20 protein-coding genes are annotated in these 16,770 nt (G+C 71.3%); 8 read left to right on the plus strand and 12 right to left on the minus strand.

Translation table 11 applies throughout. The annotated features are described in order from the left end of the window. The first annotated feature begins 75 nt into the window (after window positions 1-75). Window positions 76-540, plus strand: a complete 465-nt coding sequence (locus AB0937_RS07390; protein WP_366710123.1) for an ATP-binding protein — start codon at window positions 76-78, stop codon at window positions 538-540. 165 nt (window positions 541-705) lie between these two features. On the opposite strand, the gene AB0937_RS07395 is transcribed toward AB0937_RS07390, so the two are convergent. Next, entirely contained in the window at window positions 706-1,593 is an 888-nt protein-coding gene (locus AB0937_RS07395; protein ID WP_366710240.1) for an RNA polymerase sigma factor SigF, read from the minus strand. Between the two features lie 217 nt (window positions 1,594-1,810). On the opposite strand from AB0937_RS07395, the gene AB0937_RS07400 reads away from it, so the two are divergent. Beyond that, entirely contained in the window at window positions 1,811-2,224 is a 414-nt protein-coding gene (locus AB0937_RS07400; protein WP_366710125.1) for a helix-turn-helix transcriptional regulator, read from the plus strand. Between the two features lie 30 nt (window positions 2,225-2,254). Here the strand turns inward: AB0937_RS07400 and AB0937_RS07405 are convergent, their stop codons facing one another. The 3 genes from AB0937_RS07405 to AB0937_RS07415 all read right to left on the minus strand — a co-directional run bounded on the left by AB0937_RS07405 (window position 2,255) and on the right by AB0937_RS07415 (window position 4,840). Beyond that, a complete protein-coding gene (locus tag AB0937_RS07405; RefSeq protein ID WP_366710127.1) occupies window positions 2,255-2,857 on the minus strand; it encodes an ATP-dependent Clp protease proteolytic subunit in 603 nt (200 codons plus the stop codon). Continuing rightward, entirely contained in the window at window positions 2,857-3,498 is a 642-nt protein-coding gene (locus AB0937_RS07410) for an ATP-dependent Clp protease proteolytic subunit (RefSeq protein ID WP_366710129.1), read from the minus strand. The genes AB0937_RS07405 and AB0937_RS07410 overlap by 1 nt, the downstream gene beginning before the upstream one ends. Before the next feature lie 136 nt (window positions 3,499-3,634). Next, the gene (locus AB0937_RS07415; RefSeq protein ID WP_366710130.1) at window positions 3,635-4,840 is read right to left on the minus strand and encodes an epoxide hydrolase family protein; all 1,206 of its coding nucleotides are present in this window, start codon (window positions 4,838-4,840) and stop codon (window positions 3,635-3,637) included. A gap of 124 nt (window positions 4,841-4,964) precedes the next feature. Here AB0937_RS07415 and AB0937_RS07420 point away from each other — a divergent pair, with 124 nt between their 5' ends. Further along, window positions 4,965-5,447, plus strand: coding sequence for a VOC family protein (locus AB0937_RS07420; RefSeq protein WP_366710131.1), 483 nt, complete (start codon window positions 4,965-4,967; stop codon window positions 5,445-5,447). A gap of 51 nt (window positions 5,448-5,498) precedes the next feature. Here the strand turns inward: AB0937_RS07420 and AB0937_RS07425 are convergent, their stop codons facing one another. Both AB0937_RS07425 and AB0937_RS07430 read right to left on the minus strand, forming a co-directional pair. Continuing rightward, a complete protein-coding gene (locus AB0937_RS07425) occupies window positions 5,499-6,389 on the minus strand; it encodes an aminoglycoside phosphotransferase family protein (protein ID WP_366710132.1) in 891 nt (296 codons plus the stop codon). Window positions 6,390-6,405: 16 nt separating this feature from the next. Further along, the gene (locus AB0937_RS07430) at window positions 6,406-7,302 is read right to left on the minus strand and encodes an SGNH/GDSL hydrolase family protein (RefSeq protein ID WP_366710133.1); all 897 of its coding nucleotides are present in this window, start codon (window positions 7,300-7,302) and stop codon (window positions 6,406-6,408) included. A gap of 165 nt (window positions 7,303-7,467) precedes the next feature. On the opposite strand from AB0937_RS07430, the gene AB0937_RS07435 reads away from it, so the two are divergent. After that, entirely contained in the window at window positions 7,468-8,265 is a 798-nt protein-coding gene (locus tag AB0937_RS07435; RefSeq protein WP_366710134.1) for a VOC family protein, read from the plus strand. 60 nt (window positions 8,266-8,325) lie between these two features. Further along, window positions 8,326-9,024: a ribonuclease H gene (locus tag AB0937_RS07440; RefSeq protein WP_366710135.1), complete on the plus strand. Its 699-nt coding sequence runs from the start codon at window positions 8,326-8,328 to the stop codon at window positions 9,022-9,024. Here AB0937_RS07440 and AB0937_RS07445 read toward each other — a convergent pair whose 3' ends face one another. Beyond that, complete coding sequence (locus AB0937_RS07445; protein ID WP_366710136.1) at window positions 9,025-9,846, minus strand: tyrosinase family protein; 822 nt, start codon at window positions 9,844-9,846, stop codon at window positions 9,025-9,027. 32 nt (window positions 9,847-9,878) lie between these two features. After that, window positions 9,879-10,247, minus strand: a complete 369-nt coding sequence (locus AB0937_RS07450; RefSeq protein WP_366710137.1) for a tyrosinase cofactor — start codon at window positions 10,245-10,247, stop codon at window positions 9,879-9,881. A gap of 339 nt (window positions 10,248-10,586) precedes the next feature. Here AB0937_RS07450 and AB0937_RS07455 point away from each other — a divergent pair, with 339 nt between their 5' ends. Both AB0937_RS07455 and AB0937_RS07460 read left to right on the plus strand, forming a co-directional pair. Beyond that, window positions 10,587-11,855: an FAD-dependent monooxygenase gene (locus tag AB0937_RS07455; RefSeq protein WP_366710138.1), complete on the plus strand. Its 1,269-nt coding sequence runs from the start codon at window positions 10,587-10,589 to the stop codon at window positions 11,853-11,855. A gap of 145 nt (window positions 11,856-12,000) precedes the next feature. Further along, window positions 12,001-12,984 (plus strand): aldo/keto reductase, encoded by a 984-nt coding sequence (locus AB0937_RS07460; protein WP_366710140.1) that lies wholly within the window; start codon window positions 12,001-12,003, stop codon window positions 12,982-12,984. Between the two features lie 9 nt (window positions 12,985-12,993). Here the strand turns inward: AB0937_RS07460 and AB0937_RS07465 are convergent, their stop codons facing one another. Then, window positions 12,994-13,341, minus strand: coding sequence for a hypothetical protein (locus AB0937_RS07465; protein ID WP_366710142.1), 348 nt, complete (start codon window positions 13,339-13,341; stop codon window positions 12,994-12,996). 177 nt (window positions 13,342-13,518) lie between these two features. Between AB0937_RS07465 and AB0937_RS07470 the strand changes: the two genes are divergently transcribed. Beyond that, window positions 13,519-13,989, plus strand: coding sequence for a DUF6328 family protein (locus AB0937_RS07470; RefSeq protein ID WP_366710242.1), 471 nt, complete (start codon window positions 13,519-13,521; stop codon window positions 13,987-13,989). Window positions 13,990-14,013: 24 nt separating this feature from the next. Here the strand turns inward: AB0937_RS07470 and AB0937_RS07475 are convergent, their stop codons facing one another. The 3 genes from AB0937_RS07475 to AB0937_RS07485 all read right to left on the minus strand — a co-directional run bounded on the left by AB0937_RS07475 (window position 14,014) and on the right by AB0937_RS07485 (window position 16,723). Next, entirely contained in the window at window positions 14,014-14,439 is a 426-nt protein-coding gene (locus AB0937_RS07475) for an SsgA family sporulation/cell division regulator (RefSeq protein WP_366710144.1), read from the minus strand. Between the two features lie 62 nt (window positions 14,440-14,501). After that, window positions 14,502-15,530 (minus strand): hypothetical protein, encoded by a 1,029-nt coding sequence (locus AB0937_RS07480; protein WP_366710244.1) that lies wholly within the window; start codon window positions 15,528-15,530, stop codon window positions 14,502-14,504. 221 nt (window positions 15,531-15,751) lie between these two features. Then, the gene (locus AB0937_RS07485; protein WP_366710146.1) at window positions 15,752-16,723 is read right to left on the minus strand and encodes an LLM class F420-dependent oxidoreductase; all 972 of its coding nucleotides are present in this window, start codon (window positions 16,721-16,723) and stop codon (window positions 15,752-15,754) included. Window positions 16,724-16,770 lie beyond the last annotated feature (47 nt).

Below are 16,770 nucleotides of genomic sequence, written 5' to 3' on the forward strand. Positions count from 1 at the left end.
GACTGTGAAGCCCGGCTCGGGGTACGAGCACTGGGGCAGAGCGTCCGGCCAGTCCGGCTTCCCAGAGAGAAAAGAATGATCGACCACCTGGACGGGGCAGTGATAACGACTGGTTTCGACGTGCCCGTGGAACCGCTGCGGCGGGCGGCACACTACACCGGTGAGCAGGGATGCATCGCCGAGGCGAGGTCCTTCGCCGCGCTCTTTCTCGACCAGCTGAGGACCGAGTGGTGTGCGCGCATCGACGAGCGGGTCGACGGTGCCGTGCTGCTGGTGGTGAGCGAGCTGATCACCAACGCCGACCGGCACAGCAACGGTCCGTACATCCTGGAGCTCGTCGGCACCGACACCGCGGTGACGGTGTCGGTCTACGACAGCAGCTCCGCACTGCCCCGGATTTTCCCGCGCAACCCCGAGCGCATCGGCCGGCACGGCCTGGAGATCGTCCACGCGCTCGCGGAGCAGGTCAGCGTGGAACGTGTGCCCGTCGGCAAGCGGGTACGCGCCGTTCTGCCGCTTTCCGGCGCAACCAGCGGATGAGTCGTCCGGGTGAGATGTGTCACCCGGACGGAACGAGTCACTCCCGTGCCCGGCCCGGTCGAGGAACAGCGGGGCCCGGCAAGGAGACCTGTGCGAACCGCACGACGTGCACGGGTGCCGTCCCACTCCCGCATGGGGGACGGCACCCGCTCGTCGGCGACGGTGTCAGGCGCAGCCCAGCTCGCCCAGCATGCCCTCGCGCAGCCGTGTGATGATCCGCTTGATCAGGCGGGAGACGTGCATCTGCGAGCAGCCGAGCCGCTCCCCGATCTCCGCCTGGGTGGCCTCTTCCACGAACCGCATGTGGATGATCTGCCGGTCACGCTCGCTCAGCTCCGCCATCAGCGGGGCGAGCGCGTGGAAGTCCTCGACGAGCCGCAGCCCGTCCTCCTCGACTCCGATGAAGTCGGCCAGGACGGCCTCGCCGCCCTCGGGACCGTCGCCGGTCAGCGCGGCGTCCAGCGACGACGAGTTGTACCCGTTCGCCGCGATCTGCCCTTCCACGACCTCGCGCTCGGAGATGTTCATCAGCGTGGCCAGCTCACCGACCGTCGGCTCGCGGTCCAGGCGGCTGGCGAGCTCCTCGCGGGCCTTGGCCAGCTCCACGCGCAGCTCCTGCAGCCGCCGGGGCACGTGCACCGCCCACGTCGTGTCCCGGAAGAACCGCTTGATCTCGCCGACGATGTACGGCAGCGCGAAGGAGGTGAACTCGACCTCGCGCGAGAGCTCGAACCGGTCGATGGCCTTGATCAGGCCGATCATGCCGGTCTGGACGATGTCCTCCATGTCGTCGCCCCGGCCCCGGAACCGTCCGGCCGCGAAGCGCACGAGCGACATGTTCATCTCGATCAGGGTGTTGCGCGCGTACTGGTACTCGTGCGTCCCCTCTTCGAGTTCCGTCAGGCGCTGGAAGAACTGGCGGGACAGCTGCCTCGCGTCCCGCGGGGCCACGGACCGCGGGTCCACGACGCCCGGCAGTGCTCCGTCACCCGCGCTGGCCTCGGCGTTCTCTTCGACGGCCTGTGCCTTCGACCGGATCACGGCGGTCTCCATTACCTCTCCCACGAACGTCACGGCGGACATCTGCATAGGTACTCCCGAGTTGCGGGTACCCGCGTCGAGGCGCACCATGCCCTTCGATTTTGCCATGGGCGAAATGAATGGAATGTCATGTTTCGGCCTGTGGTCCCGTCGGCCCCCGCCCGGTGATTCCACCCAGGGCGGAACGCCGGGCCCTTCCCCCGGCGGCCGGGCTTCCTAGGCTGGAGAAGTGAGCAACCAGTCGCCGAACGACGCCCGAGTCATCCCACTGCGCCCGCACGCCGCGCGTCCCGCCGGCGCACCGCCGCGCCAGGGGCCGCAGGTCCCCACCACGAAGGAGCCGCTGTGGCGGGACCTGGTGGGCGACGTCCTCCGGCGCGAACGCCTCGCGCAGGAGCGCACGCTGAAGGACGTCGCCGACGAGGCGCGGATCTCCATGCCGTACCTCTCGGAGGTGGAGCGCGGCCGCAAGGAGGCCTCCTCGGAGGTCCTCGCGGCCGCCGCCCACGCCCTCGGGCTGAACCTCGGTGACCTGCTGACGCGGGCGCACGGCGAACTGACCCGCCTCACGTCGCGCCACCCGGCCGGCCGCCGCCGCGGCGTGGCCACCCCGTCGCACGACGGGATGTGCCTGGCCGCCTGAGCCGTACCCGCCGCCGTACCGGCCGGCGCCTCAGACCTTCACGAGGCGCCGGCTGAGCACCTCGTCGGCCAGTCCGTACTCCACCGCCTCCCGCGCGGTGAACACCTTGTCGCGGTCCATGTCGGCCCTCAGGGTCGCCACGTCGTGGTGGGTGTGCCGTGCCAGCACCTCCTCGACCTGCGAGCGGATGCGCACCATCTCCTTGGCCTGGAGCGCCAGATCGGAGACCATGCCGCGCTGTCCCCCGCTGGCCGGCTGGCCCAGCAGCACTCGTGAGTGCTCCAGTACGAACCGCCGCCCCGGGTCCCCGCCGGCCAGCAGCACGGCCGCCGTGGAGGCCGCCTGCCCGACACAGAACGTGGAGATCGGTGCCTGCACGAACGTCATGGTGTCGTAGATGGCCATGAGCGAAGTGAACGAGCCGCCCGGGGAGTTGATGTAGACGGCGATCTCGCTCTCCGGGGACGAGGACTCCAGGTGGAGAAGCTGGGCGATGACGACGTTGGCGACGCCGTCGTCGATCTCCGTGCCGAGGAAGATGATCCGCTCGGACAGCAGCCGGCTGAACACGTCGTAGGACCGCTCGCCCTGCGGGGTGCGCTCGACGACGTTCGGAATCGTGTACGAGCCCATCACTGCAGCCCCATCCTGCGCCGGGTCGCCGCGGGGCGGACGTCCGTGAGGGACTCCACGACCCGGTCCACCATGCCGTACTCCCTGGCCTCCTCGGCCGTGAACCAGCGGTCCCGGTCACCGTCCCGGGAGATGGTCTCCTGGCTCTGACCGGTGTGCTCGGCGGTGATCCGCTCGATGGTCCGCTTGGTGAACTCCAGGTTCTCCGCCTGGATCTCGATGTCGGCGGTGGTGCCGCCGATGCCCGCGGACGGCTGGTGCATCATGATCCGCGCGTTCGGCAGGGCGTAGCGCTTGCCGGGCGCGCCGACGCTCAGCAGGAACTGGCCCATGCTGGCCGCGAAGCCCATCGCCAGCGTGGAGACGTCGTTCGGGATGAGCCGCATCGTGTCGTAGATGGCGAGGCCCGCGTGCACCGCGCCGCCCGGGCTGTTGATGTACAGGCTGATGTCGGTGTGGGCGTCCTCCGCGGACAGGATGAGCAGCTGCGAGCAGACCCGGTTGGCGGAGACCTCGTCGACCTGGGTGCCCAGCAGCACGATGCGCTGCGCGAGCAGCTGGGCGGCCAGGTGGTCGTCGAATCGGGTCGGAGGGGTGTCGCCCTCCTCCGCCCGCGGGGCGAGCGTCATGAGTGGAGTCATCGGTTCTCCTCGTCGCGGCAACGCATGCCGTCGACAGGTCGGGGATGTGCCGTCGACTCCACTGTCGACCTCGCACGATGCCCGTGAACGGTTTCTCTGCCCTCGGCAGATCCGCTACCGGCGGAGCCCGGACGGCTCAGCTCTTGTCGCGCAACTGGCGGAAGAACGCCCGCACATCACCGACCAGCAGGTCCGGCTGCTCCAGAGCGGCGAAGTGCCCGCCGCGGTCGAACTCCGTCCAGCGGACGATGTTCTCCGTGCGCTCGGCCCTGTGCCGCAGCGGGATCTGCGGGTCGCCGAAGAAGGACGCCACGGCCGTCGGCGCGGTGGAGGGCTCCTGCGGAGCGGCCACCCGCTCGCCCCGGGCGTGGGCCCGTTCGTAGTAGACCCGGGCGGACGAGCCCGCCGTGCCCGTCAGCCAGTACAGCATCACGTTCGTGAGCATCAGATCCCGGTCGACGGCCTCCTCGGGCAGCTCTTCGGAGTCCGTCCACTCCTGGAACTTCTCGACGATCCAGGCGAGTTGTCCCACGGGGGAGTCGGTGAGCGCGTAGGACACGGTCTGCGGCCGGGTGGACTGCAGGTGGAAGTAGCCCGTGCCGTCGCGGGACCACTGCGTCCACCGCCGCCAGGAGGTGAGCGTGCGCTCCCGCTCCGCCGGACTCAGCGCCCGCAGCTCCTCGGCGGTCGGCTCGGTGGCCGCCTGGGCGCCCGGGAGCAGATTGAGATGGATGCCGAGGACCCGGCCGGGATGGACGCGGCCCAGTTCGCGGGTGATCGCCGCGCCCCAGTCGCCGCCCTGCGCGCCGAACCGTTCGTAGCCGAGGCGTGTCATCAGCTCGGCCCACGCGTCGGCGATCCGGCGTGCCTCCCAGCCGGTCTCCCGGGTGGGGCCGGAGAAACCGAAGCCGGGGATGCTCGGCAGCACGACGTGGAAGGCGTCGGCCGGATCGCCGCCGTGTGCGGCCGGATCCGTCAGTGGCCCGACCACGTCGAGGAACTCCACGATCGATCCCGGCCATCCGTGGGTGACGACCAGTGGTGTCGCGTCGGGCTCGGGGGAGCGGATGTGCGCGAAGTGCACCTGCGCGCCGTCGATCTCGGTGACGTACTGCGGCCACGTGTTCAGCCGCGCCTCCGCGGCCCGCCAGTCGTAGTCGTGCCTCCAGTACCGCACCAGCTCGCGCAGATAGCCCGAGGGAACGCCGTAGGTCCAGCCCACTCCGGGCAGCTCGTCGGGCCACCGGGTCCGGTCGAGGCGCTCGTGGAGGTCGTCGAGGTCGGTCTGCGGTACGTCGATGCGGAAGGGACGGATGCCGCTGCCGGCGGGCGTGGACGTCATGAGCATGATGCTAGTTCCGAACGGTGTAACGGCCACCTGAATTGACGGACGCCCCCGGCCGATGAGTTCCGGGGCCGGTACCGGTCGACAGTGGTGACAGCGTTCCACGCACCCGGGAGGACTCATGACCACCGACGGATTCACCACCTGCCTCTGGTTCGACGGCCAGGCCGAGGAGGCCGCCCACTTCTACGTCTCGGTCTTCAAGAACTCCGGCGTCGGCAAGATCGCCCGCTACCCCGAGGGCGCCCCGCAGCCCGCCGGGAGCGTGATGACCGTGGAGTTCACGGCCAACGGACACCGGTTCCTGGGCCTCAACGGCGGACCCGAGTTCACGTTCAGCGAGGCGGTCTCCTTCATGATCTTCTGCGAGAACCAGGAGGAGATCGACTACTACTGGACCAGGCTCACCGAGAACGGCGGCGAGCCGGGCCCCTGCGGCTGGCTCAAGGACCGGTTCGGCGTGTCCTGGCAGGTCGTCCCGGACCGGCTCGACGCGATGATCACCGACCCGGATCCGGCGAAGGCCGCCCGCGTCACCCAGGCGTTCATGGCGATGAGCAAGTTCGACATCGCCGCGCTGGACAAGGCGTACGCCGGCCAGTGACGCGCCCCCCGCGGGGGCGGAGCCGTCCCGCACACCGTGCCGGCCCGGCCCCTACGCCGTCTCGGCGGCGATCTCACCGATCACGTACCGGGAGTTCGCCGCGACGGGCGGGTTCGTGTCCCAGTAGTACGGCAGCGCGATGACCGCGATCGACAGGGCCCAGCCCCGGGCCCGTGCCCATTCGGCCTCGCCGGCGCCCACGGCCTCGCGGAACACCCCGCGGGCCGCGGCCGGCAGCAGGCACCAGGCGCCGATGAGGTCGACGGCCGGATCACCGACGCCCACCGTCCCGAAGTCGATCACGGCGCTGAGCCGTCCGCCCGCGACCAGCAGGTTCCCGGCCATCAGATCGCCGTGGGCCCAGACCGGCGGCCCGGTGTGCTCCGGAGCGCGCAGGGCGGCTTCCCACACCTTCGTCACCGCGGCGGTGTCGACCCGCCCGGCGAGGTCCGCGAGCGCCTCCCGCATGAAGGGGTCCCGGTCCGCCAACGGCACTCCCCGGTAGCCCAGAGGTCCCTCCGACGCGTCGATGCGACGCAGGGCCGTGACCCACCCCGCCAGGTCCTCGGCGAGCAGAGCGGGCTCCTCGAGCCTGCCGGGCACCGGGTTGCGGCCGTCCAGCCAGCGGTACACCGACCAGGGCCAGGGGAAGCCGTCGCCGGGCTCGCCCCGCCCGAGCGGTTCGGGCGCGCCCACGGGCAATGCCGGGCCCAGCCGGGGCAGCCAGTGCAGCTCGTGCGCGATGGCCTCCACGGCACGCGGGTGCCTCGGGAGCCGTACGACCTTGTCCGTGCCGAGGCGGAACATGGCGTTCTCCGTCCCGGAGGACTCCAGCCGCCACACCGGCAGCCCGGCCCACCGCGGGAACCGTCCGGCGATCAGCCGCTCGACGAGCGACACGTCGATCTCCAGCTCGTCCTCATGCATCCGCACCGCACCCATGAGCCCATTCGAGCGGTCAACGCACCGCCTGTCGAACGGTTTTGGCGATCTCCCGGGCGATGCGCAGGATCCCTGGGGAGCGGACCGGGCAGGGCTTCGGCCTGGACGTCGTGGGGGCCAGGCAGAAGTGCAGGTGGTCGTCGTCGCGGTGCAGGGCCGTGCGGTCGAGGCCGGGCTGGGTGCAGTAGTCCGGGTGGGCGCGCTCGTAGGCCGTGCAGGGCAGGTACTGCGTCCAGGTGTAGCGGCCTGCGGCGGGGCTCACGGCCTTCCCGGCGTCCGCCACCAGACCGCCCGAGGCGGCGGCCCGCTTCGCGTAGAGCGCGTTGACGCGGCGCACCCGGTCGGGCGTGACCGGATCCGGGCCCTGGGACACCCAGACGATCCTCGGGCGGTGGCCGCCCCCGGCCGCGGTGATCTGCTCGGTGAGCCGGCGCGCGTCGGCTGCGTAGCGGCTGAAGTACCGGGCCGGGGACTTGTCGTAGGTGATGCCGTCCATGCACGGCGTGTAGCCCCAGGAGTTCCCCCAGAACTGCAGGACCACGAAGTCCGGCCGCAGCCTGCGCACCAGCGCGGCGGCCTTGTCGGCGGCCGGGACCAGGGACCGCTCGGCTGTGCCCTCCAGGTAGTCGCACAGGGTGGTGCCCGAGTACGGGGCGCCGGTGTACTTCGCTTGCAGGTCCCGGTGTAACTCCCTGCCCAGGACCGTCCGGCTCTCCATCGCCAGCGAGTCGCCGAGGTACAGCACCGTCGGCGCCCGCAGGGGCTCAGGGCCGGGGGAGACGGGGGCGCGCTGGTGGGTGGTGGCCGACGCGCGCGGTGCCGCCGGCGCCGGCTCCTCGGGCGCGGAAGCGGGATCCCCGCACCCGCCGAGGAGCACCCCGGCCAGCAGTACCCCCACCCACGGCTTGCGCATACGGCAACTCCCGCCCCGGCCACCGAAAGGGCCCTCAGGCAAGCACAACCGGGCGCCGGGGGGAAGACGTGCGTCACGTGCGGGCCCGCTCGGCGCGCGGGTCCGCCCCCGGGTGACTAGCGTGAGGAAACGGACGCATCCACTCATGGGGAGAGGGCCGTAGCCATGGCCGTGCAACCTGAAGGGGCCCCGTGCTGGGCCGACGCGATGTTCGGCGACCTCGAAGGGGCCAAGAGCTTCTACGGCGAGGTCCTCGGCTGGACCTTCGCCGAGGCGTCGGCGGAGTTCGGCAACTACACGCAGGCCTCCGTGAACGGCAAGGCGGTAGCCGCAGTCGTACCGCCCATGCCGGGCCAGGAGGGCCTGTCGCAGTGGTGCCTCTACTTCGCCTCCCAGGACGCGGCCGCCACCGCCGCCCGGATCCGGGACCACGGCGGCGAGGTGCTGATGGAACCGATGCAGGTCGGCGACTTCGGCACCATGTGCCTGGCCCGCGACCCCGGCGGAGTGGTCTTCGGCGTCTGGCAGGCGGGCACCCACCAGGGCTTCGAGGCCATGGCCGAACCGGGCGCCTACGCCTGGGCGGAGGTCTTCACCCGCGAGCCGGACAAGTCCGACGCGTTCTTCCCCGCCGTCTTCTCCTACCGGCAGCGGGACATGGAGGACGGCGAGATGGACTTCCGGATCTACGACCTGGGCGAGCGCAGCGTGCTGGGCCGGATGAAGATGGACGAGGACTTCCCGCCCGAGGTGCAGCCGTACATCAACGTCTACTTCACGGTCGAGGACTGCGACGCGGCCGTCGCCAAGGCCACCCGGCTGGGCGGCGTGCTGCGGTTCGGGCCGATGGACACCCCGTTCGGCCGGTTCGCCGCGATCAGCGACCCGCAGGGTGCGAACTTCTCGGTGATCGACATCACGAAGACCGAGGGAGAGATGCCGAAGCTGACCGACGTGGCCTAGACACCCGCGGCCTCCCCGGACCTCCCGGCCTCCTGGTCGGGCGGCCCCCGCGGCCATGGCATGATCGAGCGCATGCCTGAACGTGTTGTGGCCGCGTGTGACGGGGCTTCGAAGGGAAATCCCGGGCCCGCGGGCTGGGCCTGGGTCGTCGCCGACGCTTCCGAGACGCCGGAGCGGTGGGAGGCGGGGCCGCTCGGCAGGGCCACCAACAACGTCGCCGAACTCACCGCGCTGGAGCGCCTGCTGGCAGCGACCGACCCGGACGTGCCGCTCGAGATCCGGATGGACTCGCAGTACGCGATGAAGGCCGTGACGACCTGGCTGCCGGGCTGGAAGCGCAACGGCTGGAAGACCTCGGCCGGCAAGCCGGTCGCCAACCAGGACCTCGTCGTGCGCATCGACGAACTCCTGGACGGCCGCTCGGTCGAGTTCCGGTACGTCCCCGCCCACCAGGTGGACGGCGACCGGCTCAACGACTTCGCCGACCGTGCCGCCAGCCAGGCCGCGACCGTCCAGGAGCCCGCCGGCAGCGGTCTCGGCTCTCCCGAGCCGCCGCCTTCCCCGGACACCCCGGCCAAGGCCCCGCGCTCCCGCCCGCGCACCCCCAGGGCCGCAGGGAGCAAGGGCTCCGCGCGCACGATCAAGGCGAAGTTCCCCGGCCGCTGCCAGTGCGGGCGTTCCTACGCGGCCGGCGAGTCCATCGCCAAGAACGACAGCGGCTGGGGCCACCCGGAGTGCCGCACGGGCGCGAGCGTCTGATCAGACGTCGAACGTGTAGAACCGCGTGTGGTCCAGCAGGTCCGCGGGGCTCATGTCGTGCCACGGCCGCATCGTCTCGTTCAGGTCGATCACGTTCGGCGTACCGGCGGTGGGCAGGTAGGCCGAGCCGGGGTGGCGGCGCTGCCACTCGGCCCAGAGCTTGTCTATGTACGCGTGGTGCAGCCAGAACACCGGGTCGTTGGGGGAGACCCCGGTGGCCATCTGCCCGCCGACCCAGACGTGGACGCGGTTGTGCAGATTGACGCCCCGCCACCCCTCGAGGTGATTGCGGAAGCCGTCCGAGCCGCTGTTCCAGGGCGCCATGTCGTACGTGGGCATCGCCAGCACCGAGTCGACCTCGGCCCGCGTCGGCAGCTCGCGCACCCCCGCCCCGAGGGCGCGCCGCAGGAAGGTACGGCCGTCGACCCGCACGTTGACCGGCCACTTCCCCCCGGCGGCGGAGAACGGCCCGTCCGTCACGCGGCCGTCCCGCTCCCGCCCGGTGCCCCCGAGGAAGTCGGGCGCCCACAGTGAGGCCCGCGGCGTGCGGTCGACCGTCCAGTCCCAGTAGGGCAGCGTCACCGACGCGTCCACCGACTGCAGCGCCCGCTCGAACTCCAGGAGGAATCTGCGGTGCCAGGGCAGGAAGGACGGTGAGCGGTGCCCGGTCCGCTCGCCGTTGTCGGTGTCGGAGACGATGAACGCGTTGTGCGTCGTGACGAACTCGTCGTAGCGGCCGCTGCGCTTCAGCTCCAGCAGCGCGGCGACGAAACGCCGCTTCTCGTCGGCGGTCAGGGTGGACTGGTTCTTGCGGACAGCCATGTGCGGGTGCTCCAGATGCCTTGCGAGTCGGGTCAGTTGGCGGGGAACGGCAGAAGTGGCGCGCCCTGCAGCTCGTCCACCGCGGCGCGGGCCGCGGCGCGCGGGGTGGCCACCGGGTCGTAGTGGCTGACCACGCTGATCCAGCTGCCGTCGGCGTTACGCATCATGTGCAGCTCCACCCCGTCGACGAACACGGCGTAGCCGGCCCCGTGGTGGCCGTGGTGACCGGACCCGTCGGCCGGCCGGCCCTGTATCCGGCGCCCCTTGTAGACCTCGTCGAAGGCCCCGGGGGAGTCGTGGTGCCCGGCGGCCGACGCCGGGGTGATGACTGACAACGTCCCCGCGCTCGTGGCGAGGACGGCCGCGGCGGTGAGCGCGCTGCGACGGCTGAGTTCCGGCATACGGACCTCCTGGATGGCTTTCGGCTGATGACCCCGCATACCTACCGGCCGGGCCGTCAACGGGAGAAATCCACGCGAGCCGGTTGGCTGTGATCCGGGCAATTCCCCCTTTGCCATGCAAGATTGAACCAAGATGATCTTGCTGTGGCGGCCCTTCGCGTGAGTGCGGAAGGGGAAATTCCGCCCGTGCGGGGTGCCGTGGCGGATGTTTCTGCCTGTGCGTTCCGTTGCCCGTGGTGCGCGTCACGCCGCGAAACTGGCGCGATCCGGCGGTCGGTGGGTCATGCCCCGGCACTGCTACTCTGCGTCCGCAATCGACAGCTCTCGGTCACCATTGGGGTGTGTGTGAAGGTCGCCTGTGTCGGCGGCGGGCCCGCCGGTCTGTATCTCTCGATCCTGCTCAAGCGGCAGGACCCGTCCCACGACGTCACCGTCTACGAACGCGACCCGGAGGGGCGCACCTACGGCTGGGGCGTGACGTACTGGCGGGGACTGTTCGACCGGCTCCACGAGCAGGACCCCGAGTCGGCGCGCGCCCTCGACGCCCACTCCGTCCGGTGGAGCGACGGCGTCGCCCACGTGCGGGACCTCACGACCCGGCACAGCGGCGACCAGGGACACGGCATCGGCCGCCACCGGCTGCTGGAGATCCTCGCCGCCCGGGCCCGCGAGCTCGGCGTCCGCCTGGAGTACGAGCGCGAGATCGCCGCCGGCGACCTGCCCCGTGATGCCGACCTGGTCGTGGCGGCCGACGGCGTCCGCAGCGCCCTGCGCACCCGCCACCGCGCGCACTTCGGATCACAGCTCACTCCCGGGCGCAATCGCTACGTCTGGCTCGGCACCGCCAAGGTCTTCGACGCCTTCACCTTCGCCTTCGTCGAGACCGCCCACGGCTGGATCTGGTGCTACGGGTACGGCTACGGCCCCGACCGCAGCACCTGCGTCGTCGAATGCACACCCGAGACCTGGACCGGGCTCGGCCTCGACCACGCGAGCGAGGCCGACGGGCGCGCTCTGCTGGAGAAGCTCTTCGCCGACGTCCTCGACGGCCACGCCCTGCTGGGCCGACCGGGCGGTACCCCGTGGCAGACATTCCGCACCCTCACGAACGACACCTGGCACCACGGCAATCTCGTCCTGCTCGGCGACGCGGCCCACACCACGCACTACTCCATCGGCGCCGGCACCACCCTCGCCCTGGAGGACGCGATCGCCCTGGCGGCGGCGCTGCGGGAACAGCCGGACCTCCCGCAGGCCCTGGCCCGCTACGAGCGGGTACGCAAGGCGGCCCTCCTGCCCGTCCAGAGCGCGGCCCGCTACAGCGCCCAGTGGTACGAGAACCTGCCGCGCTACATGCATCTGCCGCCGGAGCGCATGTTCGCCCTGCTCGGCCAGCGGCACTCACCGCTGCTGCCCTATGTCCCGCCCCAGCTGTACTACCGGCTCGACCGGGCGGCCGGGCAGCTGGAGTCGCTGCGCCGCTTCAAACGCTGGCTGGGGCCGAAGGTCGCGCGGACGGTGCACGCGCGGGCACTGGCCTCCCGCGAATTAAGCCCCGGCGCGTCCATGGCGTGGCGTTCGACGGGTCGTTGTGCGCGGAACCGGTGATCACGGGAGGCCACGCTAGGGGCCGGTTGACACGTGTCGTGTTCCTGTCGCATCCGATTCACTCGTGTGGGTGAATGGTGCGGGGGTCGGCGGGCCGGAGCGACACGTTCCGCGCCGTGCCGTGACAGATGACACACTGACGCCCATGGACGAGCGCACATTCGACAGGTCGGGTCAGCACGCCTCCGTCATCGGTCTGGGCACCTGGCAGCTGGGTGCCGACTGGGGTGACGTCGACGACAAGGAAGCCCTCACGGTCCTGGAGGCCGCGGCGGAGGCCGGGGTGACCTTCTTCGACACCGCCGACGTGTACGGCGACGGCCGCAGCGAGCAGACCATCGCCGCGTTCCTCAGCGGCCGACCGGACCTGCACGTCATGGTCGCCACGAAGATGGGCCGCCGGGTCGACCAGATCCCCGGCAACTACGTGCTCGACAACTTCCGCGACTGGAACGACCGTTCCCGGCGCAACCTCGGCGTCGACCGGATCGACCTGGTCCAGCTGCACTGCCCGCCGACACCCGTCTACTCCACGGACGAGGTGTTCGACGCCCTCGACACCCTGGTCGAGGAGGAGCGCGTCGCCGCCTACGGCGTCAGCGTCGAGACCTGCGAGGAGGCACTGACCGCGATCGCCCGGCCCAACGTGGCGAGCGTGCAGATCATCCTCAACCCGTTCCGCATGAAGCCCCTGCGCGAGGTGCTCCCGGCCGCCCGTGAGGCGGGCGTCGGCATCATCGCCCGGGTGCCGCTCGCCTCCGGCCTGCTCTCGGGCAAGTACACCCGGGACACCGTCTTCCCGGACAACGACCACCGCACCTACAACCGGCACGGCGAGGCCTTTGACCAGGGCGAGACCTTCTCCGGCGTCGACTACGCCACGGGCGTCGAGGCGGCCGCCGAGTTCGCGGCACTCGCCCCCGAGGGGTACACCCCGGCCCAGCTGGCGCTGCGCTGGATCGTCGAGCAGCCCGGCGTCACGACCGTGATCCCCGGCGCGCGCTCACCCGAGCAGGCCCGGGCCAACGCGGCCGCCGCCCGCCTCCCGGAGCTGCCCGGCGAGACGACGGCGGCGATCCGCGACCTGTACGACCGGCGCATCAGCGAGCAGGTCGAATCGCGCTGGTGAGAGCGGCACTCAAGGCTCCAGGAGCAACTGCCTCTCCTGCTCCTGGTCGCCGGAGGCGGCACCGTCGTCGCGTGCCGTGAAGGCCCGTGTGAGGGTGTCGCTCGCCCGTCGCACGGCCTCCGGGCTGCCCTGCACGGTGACGGTCACCGGCGCGGACAGCCGCCCCGGACCCGTTGCCCCGCCGCCGGTGGACGCCGCGTCGCCGTCCGCGTCGAAGGTCGCCGTGTGCACCGTCGCGTTACCGTCGGCGGGACGTTCGTCCGGCGCCCCGAACGTGCCCTCCAGGGCCCGGACGACCGTTCGCGCGTCGTCGGTGCCTCCGCCGCTGAGCGTCACGGTGAGCTGCGTACCGGACATGCGTCCACGACCTCCTCGGTGCTCTGCGTCATTCGCGCCGTCCGTGTAACCGTCCCCTGATCGCTCAAACCGCCACCCGCCCCGGGACGAGGAGCCGCTTCCGGGGAACCCGGGAAAGAGGAGGGCCCGGATCTCACATCTGGAGGAACAGTGGCGGACGCGGCAGAGGGCGGGGGCATGCGCCGGGGGCGCAACGAGACGGAGGAGGAGCGCGCGGACCGGATGTGGCAGGAGCTCATCCAGGAGGTCCGGGTGGCCCAGATGGGCGTCCAGATCCTGTTCGGTTTCCTGCTCACCGTGGTCTTCACCGAGAAGTACGCGGACCTCTCCGACACCGACCAGACAATCTATCTGGTGACGGTCGTCCTGGGCGCCTGCGCCACCGGTGCGCTCATCGGACCGGTGGCCCTGCACCGCATCGTCGCCGGGCGGCGTGTCAAACCCCAGGCGGTGCGGCTGGCCTCCCGCCTCACCCTGTTCGGCCTCGTGCTGCTGCTCGCCACCACGACGGCCTCGCTGCTGCTGATCCTGCGCGTGGCGACGCACGACGGCTTCGTGCCGTACCTGGTCGCCGGCGTGGTGGGCTGGTATCTGCTGTGCTGGTTCGTGCTGCCGCTGTGGACCCGGCACCGCCACACGGCGAGGTGAGGGGCCCGGGCACCGGTCCCCGTCTCAGCCCCCGGCCAGGACCCCTTCCAGGAAGTCGTCGACCCGGACCTCCTCGCGGCCCGGCGGGACCACCGCGTGGGTCTCGCGCAGGAACGCGGCGAACCCCGGCGCCCACCCGAACACCACCGCGTGGTGCCGGCCGCCGTCGGGGCGGGCGTCGCCGAGGAACTCCATGCGCAGTTCCTGCCACATCCCCCGCGCCTGAGGGCGCATCCGCACGTCGCCCACCCCGACCGGACGCCGCAGCGCGTCACCGAGCATCTCCCGGTCCAGCTGCCACCGGGCGAGAACGCGGCCGTCATGGCTGAAGACCACGGTGACGGCGAACGGGTCCGCGGCGTCGTAGCTCAGGTGGGCGAGCACGGAGAAACGGTCCGAGTCGCCCGCCTGGAGCTGCACCACCAGGGTCTTGTGGACGAACGAGTTCACGAGGGGGCCTCCGGGAAGAACCGATGTAGAGCCCTCTAGTACCCCCGATTGCTGTGAAATGCTCAGCCGACCGGGTGATTCCCCCGAGCACCGCGCAGCGACTCGATGCAGACGGCCACAGCCCGCTGGAGCTCCTCCAGGCGCTGCACCATGTCGTCCTCGTAGAACTCACCGGCGTCGTCGAAGGTCAGCTCCTCGAACACCTTCGTCGCCTTCTGCAGACTGCTGTAGAACTTCGTGCGCCGCTCCTGCACCCGCAGCCCCGGGTCCGCCTCCACGGCCTCCACGACGAGCGCCCGCATGGTGTCGTAGGCCTCGCCGGCCCACTCGCCGGCGTCCTCGCCCTCGTCCAGCTCGTCGATGAGCGAGAGGTGCCGCTCGGCCTCCTGCCGGAGCTCGGCGGGCGCCTCGACGGTCTGCCCGGCGGGCGTCTTGATCTGCCCCGATTCGGCGATCTGCCGCACGTACCCGATCCGGTCGGCCGCCCTGCTCTCACCGGCGACGGCCTTCTTCAGCTCGTCGGTGCGCACGACGTCGCGGGCCAGCTCCGACTGCAGATCCGGGTCCTCACGGACCCGGTCGAGCAGGGCCTGGCGGGCCGCCCGGGCGGTGGAGGGGTCGGCGAGGATCGCGGCGCGCAGGGCGGTGGGGTTCTCCGCGACCTCCAGCGCCTTCGTGGGCCGGATGCCCTCCGCCTCGGCGGCCTCGGAGATGGCGGTGCCGCGCTCGGACGTGGCGCTGTTGCGGGAGACGTAGTAGCTCAGCCACACGTCGGCGTCCGGCAGGTCCACCTCCTGACCCGGCGTCAGCGCCTCGAACTGCGGGACCATCCCGTCGTCCGCCGCCCGGTCCCACGCCTTGTAGTAGCGCATGACCCGTTCCGGGGAGCAGCCGGCGAGCTCCGCGAACTCCTTGGCGGACACCTTCGGCGTCTCGTCCGCGCCCTGCCCGCCGGGCCGCACGCTGCGCGCCACCTTCAGACCGAACGCCCACCCTCCGGTCCGGGCGTACGCGCCGAACTCGCGCGCGTCCCGCGCGACCAGGTCGGAGAGGGGCGCCGGGACGACGGGGGACGTCTCGGGCGGGGTCATGGCTACGGTCACGGACGACTCTCCTGGGGCGGGGCAGACGGACTGCACGAGGTGCGGACGGAAGCCTAGCGGCAGCCGCTGACCTCGCCGTTCACCGTCCCCACGGCCCGCCCGAAACCGTTGTCTGCCCGGGGTACCGCTGCGCGAGGATGCGAAGAAGAGCCCTCCGCGGCGGAGGGCTCGACCGGCCGAACGGACGGTGGGGGAACTGGCCGGGAGTCTCAGCCGAACGCGTCCCGCAGCGCGGGCAGCAGGGTCTTCTCCGACCAGTCCAGGTACGCGGGCTGCGACTCGCCGCCGATCTGGACCAGGGCGACCTCGGTGAACCCGGCCTCGGCGTACGGGCGGACGGCCTCGACGAACGCGTCCGGGTCGTCACCGCACGGGATGGCCTCGGCGACGTCGTCCTGCGTGACGAACTGGGTCGCCGCCTCGAAGGAATCCGGGTGCGGCAGCTCCGAGTTGACCTTCCAGCCGCTGCCGAACCAGCGGAACTGGGAGTGCGCCCGCTTGACGGCCGCGTCCCGGTCGGGGTCGTAGCAGACCGGGAGCTGGCCGACGCGGGGCTTGCCCTCGCCGCCGTGCCGGTCGAACGCCTCCAGCAGTCCGGCCTTGGGCTCGGTGGCGATCACCAGGTCGCCGAGCCGGCCCGCGAGTTCGCAGGACCGCTCCCCGGAGACGGCGATGCCGATGGGCGGCGCCTCGTCCGGCAGGTCCCACAGCCGGGCCGACTCCACGTCGAAGTGCGTGCCGCGGTGGTTGACGTGGCCGCCCTTGAAGAGGGCACGGATGATCTCCACGGCCTCCTCGAACATCTCGTGCCGCACATCGACGGACGGCCAGCCGCCGCCCACCACGTGCTCGTTGAGGTTCTCGCCCGAACCCAGGCCCAGCCGGAACCGGCCCTCGGACAGCAGTTGCAGCGTCGCGGCCTTCTGCGCCACCACCGCCGGGTGGTAGCGGAACGTCGGGCACGTCACATACGTCATGAGCGGGATACGTGACGTGGCCTGGGCGGCCGCGCCGAGCACCGCCCACGCGTAGGGCGAATGGCCCTGCGAGCGCAACCACGGGAAGTAGTGGTCGGAGGTCACCGAGAAGTCGAAGCCCGCCTCCTCGGCCCGCACCACGTGGTCGACGAGCTCTCGGGGGCCGGCCTGCTCGGTCATCATCGTGTATCCGATTTGCACCATAACCGGCGAGTCCCCTGACACGGGACTTGAAAACGGGCTCGATCAAG

Origin of the sequence: Streptomyces sp. NPDC047880 (assembly GCF_040706515.1) — a bacterium.
Classification (GTDB): domain Bacteria; phylum Actinomycetota; class Actinomycetes; order Streptomycetales; family Streptomycetaceae; genus Streptomyces.